Below are 3416 nucleotides of genomic sequence, written 5' to 3' on the forward strand. Positions count from 1 at the left end.
TGGGGACCCAATCATGAAACAGACAGTCGAGATGGTCGTACTTGCCGTCGGCGCCTTCCTGGCGCTGGTCGGAGCCGGTCTCGCCCAGGACCGCCTGTTCGGCGCGCACATGTGGATACTGTTCTTCGTGCTGCTCGGCGGCACATTGGTGCTCATGCGCCGCGTTGATTTCCGTGCGGCTTCCGCGGGTCGCCGGGCCGGAGAGACGGAATATTTCGACGAGGTCGTGAAGTACGGCGTCATCGCCACGGTATTCTGGGGTGTGGTCGGTTTTCTCGTAGGCGTCGTCGTTGCCCTGCAACTTGCCTTCCCCGACCTCAATGTGGAGCCCTGGTTCAGCTTCGGCCGCATGCGGCCGCTCCACACCTCGGCCGTGATCTTCGCGTTTGGCGGCAACGCATTGATCGCGACGTCCTTCTATGTGGTTCAGCGCACGAGTCGAGCGCGCCTCTTCGGCGGTGATCTCGGCTGGTTCGTTTTCTGGGGTTATCAGCTTTTCATCGTGCTTGCAGCGACCGGCTACCTGCTTGGAATTACCCAGAGCCGCGAATACGCGGAGCCGGAATGGTACGTCGATCTTTGGCTGACAATAGTATGGGTTGCTTATCTGGCCGTCTTCCTCGGCACGATCTTGAAGCGCAAAGAACCGCACATCTACGTGGCGAACTGGTTCTATCTCGCCTTCATCGTCACCATCGCGATGCTGCACATCGTCAACAACCTGGCGGTGCCGGTATCGTTCCTGGGTTCCAAGAGCTATTCGGCCTTCGCCGGCGTCCAGGACGCGCTGACGCAATGGTGGTACGGCCATAACGCGGTCGGCTTCTTCCTGACCGCCGGCTTTCTGGCAATGATGTACTACTTCATCCCGAAACAGGTAAATCGCCCCGTCTATTCCTACCGGCTGTCGATCATCCACTTCTGGGCGCTGATCTTCATGTACATCTGGGCAGGTCCCCACCACCTGCACTACACGGCGCTGCCCGACTGGGCTCAGACGCTCGGCATGGTCTTCTCCATCATGCTCTGGATGCCCTCCTGGGGCGGCATGATCAACGGCTTGATGACGCTCTCCGGTGCCTGGGACAAGATCCGTACGGATCCGGTCGTCCGCATGATGGTCATGGCCGTCGCCTTCTACGGCATGGCGACCTTCGAGGGGCCGATGATGTCGATCAAGTCCGTCAATTCGCTGAGCCACTATACCGACTGGACCATCGGTCACGTCCATTCCGGCGCGCTCGGATGGAACGGCCTCATCACCTTCGGTGCCGTTTACTATCTGGTCCCGAAGCTCTGGAACCGGGAGCGTCTTTACAGCCTGCAAATGGTCAATTGGCACTTTTGGCTCGCCACCCTCGGCATCGTCGTCTATGCCGCCACAATGTGGGTAGCGGGCATCCAGCAGGGGCTGATGTGGCGCGAATACGATGATCAGGGTTTCCTCGTCTACTCCTTCGCGGAGTCGGTGGCGGCGATGTTCCCGTACTACGTCATGCGTGCCGCGGGCGGTGCCCTGTTCCTCGCCGGCGCGCTCGTAATGGCCTTCAACGTAACAATGACCATCCTCGGCCGCATGCGCGATGAGGCCGCGGCCATGGATGCCGCGCCGCTGCCGGCACCGGCAGAATAGGAGGGACTAGACCATGTCCATTCTCGACAAACACGCGATACTCGAGCGCAATGCCACGCTGCTGCTGATAGGCTCGCTCCTGGTCGTCTCCATCGGCGGAATCGTTGAAATCGCGCCGCTCTTCTATCTCGAAAACACCATCGAGAAGGTCGAAGGCATGCGGCCATACTCTCCGCTGGAGCTTGCCGGCCGCGACATCTACATCCGCGAGGGATGCTACGTCTGTCACAGCCAGATGATCCGTCCTTTCCGTGACGAGGTGGAGCGCTACGGCCACTATTCGCTGGCGGCGGAGTCGATGTACGACCATCCCTTTCAATGGGGTTCCAAGCGAACTGGACCGGATCTCGCCCGCGTCGGCGACCGCTATTCCAATGAATGGCACGTTCAGCACATGATCGAGCCCCGCTCGGTCGTGCCGGAATCTGTGATGCCGAGCTACGCCTTCCTCAAGGAGACGCCGCTCGAGGTGAAGACTGTTGCCATGAGCCTCGAGGCGAACAGGGCGGTCGGCGTTCCCTACACCGACGAGATGATCGACAACGCGGCAGCGGACCTAAAGGCCCAGGCCGATCCGAATGCCGACGGTTCGGGCGTGGAGGCACGCTATCCCAAGGCCAAGCTCGGCGACTTCGACGGCGATCCGCAAAGGCTGACGGAGATGGACGCGCTCGTCGCCTATCTCCAGATGCTGGGCACGCTCGTCGACTTCTCCACCTACGACGACGCCGCCGGCTACCGCTGAGAAGGAGGCAACATGGAAACGTACACTGCCATGCGGCATTTCGCCGATAGCTGGGGATTGCTCGCCATGACGTTGTCCTTCCTCGGCGTCGTCTTTTTCATCTTCCGCCCCGGCGCCAAGAAGGCTGCCGCTCAGGCGTCTGTCATCCCGCTGAAGGAGGACTGATCCATGGCCGACAAGCACAAGCACGTCGACGAGGTCAGCGGCGTAGAAACCACCGGGCACGAATGGGACGGCATCCGCGAGCTCAACAATCCTCTGCCGCGCTGGTGGGTCTACAGCTTCTATGCCACGATCATCTGGGCGATAGGATATGCCGTCGCTTATCCATCATGGCCAATGCTGACGGAAGCGACCAAGGGCGTCCTCGGCTATTCCAGCCGCGCCGAAGTAGGCGTCGAACTGGCCGCTGCCAAGGCTGCACAGGCCGGCAATCTGGAGCAGATCGCATTGAACTCGGTCGAAGAGATCATCGCGAATCCGCAACTGCAGCAATTTGCCGTTTCCGCCGGGGCTTCCGTCTTCAAGGTGAATTGCGCCCAGTGCCACGGCTCGGGGGCTGCGGGCGGGCAGGGCTTCCCGAATCTCAACGACGACGACTGGCTCTGGGGCGGCAAGCCGCAAGAGATCTACCAAACCATAGCTCATGGGGTTCGCCACGCCACCGACGGGGAAACTCGGGGTTCCGAGATGCCGCCGTTCGGCGACATGCTGACACCAGAGCAGATGCAGCAGACGGCCGCCTACGTGATGAGCCTCACCCAGGCACCGTCGCAACCGCACCTCGTCGAGCAGGGTAAGCAGGTGTTCGCCGACAATTGCGCTTCCTGCCATGGCGCAGACGCGAAAGGAAACCGCGAGATGGGAGCACCCAACCTCGCCGATGCGATCTGGCTGTACGGCGAGGGGGAGCAGGCGGTGATCGCGCAGATGAAGACGCCGAAGCACGGCGTCATGCCCGCATGGCTGCCGCGCCTCGGCGATCCGGTGGTGAAAGAGCTTGCGGTCTTCGTTCATTCGCTCGGCGGCGGCGAGTAG

The 3416-nt window shown here is 61.4% G+C and carries 4 protein-coding genes; all 4 read left to right on the forward strand.

The genetic code is table 11. From position 1 onward, the window contains the following. Nucleotides 1–13: 13 nt before the first annotated feature. The 4 genes from ccoN to ccoP are packed head-to-tail and all read left to right on the forward strand — an operon-like array spanning nt 14 to nt 3416. Complete coding sequence (gene ccoN, locus FB009_RS32440; RefSeq protein ID WP_011970735.1) at nt 14–1633, forward strand: cytochrome-c oxidase, cbb3-type subunit I; 1620 nt, start codon at nt 14–16, stop codon at nt 1631–1633. Nucleotides 1634–1646: 13 nt separating this feature from the next. After that, nucleotides 1647–2378, forward strand: a complete 732-nt coding sequence (ccoO, locus tag FB009_RS32445) for a cytochrome-c oxidase, cbb3-type subunit II (protein WP_011970734.1) — start codon at nt 1647–1649, stop codon at nt 2376–2378. Between the two features lie 12 nt (nt 2379–2390). Next, nucleotides 2391–2543, forward strand: coding sequence for a CcoQ/FixQ family Cbb3-type cytochrome c oxidase assembly chaperone (locus tag FB009_RS32450; protein ID WP_011970733.1), 153 nt, complete (start codon nt 2391–2393; stop codon nt 2541–2543). Nucleotides 2544–2546: 3 nt separating this feature from the next. Then, nucleotides 2547–3416 carry a cytochrome-c oxidase, cbb3-type subunit III gene (ccoP, locus tag FB009_RS32455; protein WP_011970732.1) on the forward strand — a complete coding sequence of 290 codons (870 nt, stop codon included), beginning with the start codon at nt 2547–2549 and terminating at the stop codon, nt 3414–3416.

Source organism: Sinorhizobium medicae (genome assembly GCF_007827695.1).
Lineage (GTDB): Bacteria > Pseudomonadota > Alphaproteobacteria > Rhizobiales > Rhizobiaceae > Sinorhizobium > Sinorhizobium medicae.

What these genes read in the sequence shown, in the direction of transcription:
- ccoN (WP_011970735.1), top strand. Translation starts at nt 14, where the DNA reads ATGAAACAGACAGTCGAGATGGTCGTACTTGCCGTCGGCGCCTTCCTG.
- ccoO (WP_011970734.1), top strand. Translation starts at nt 1,647, where the DNA reads ATGTCCATTCTCGACAAACACGCGATACTCGAGCGCAATGCCACGCTG.
- FB009_RS32450 (WP_011970733.1), top strand. Translation starts at nt 2,391, where the DNA reads ATGGAAACGTACACTGCCATGCGGCATTTCGCCGATAGCTGGGGATTG.
- ccoP (WP_011970732.1), top strand. Translation starts at nt 2,547, where the DNA reads ATGGCCGACAAGCACAAGCACGTCGACGAGGTCAGCGGCGTAGAAACC.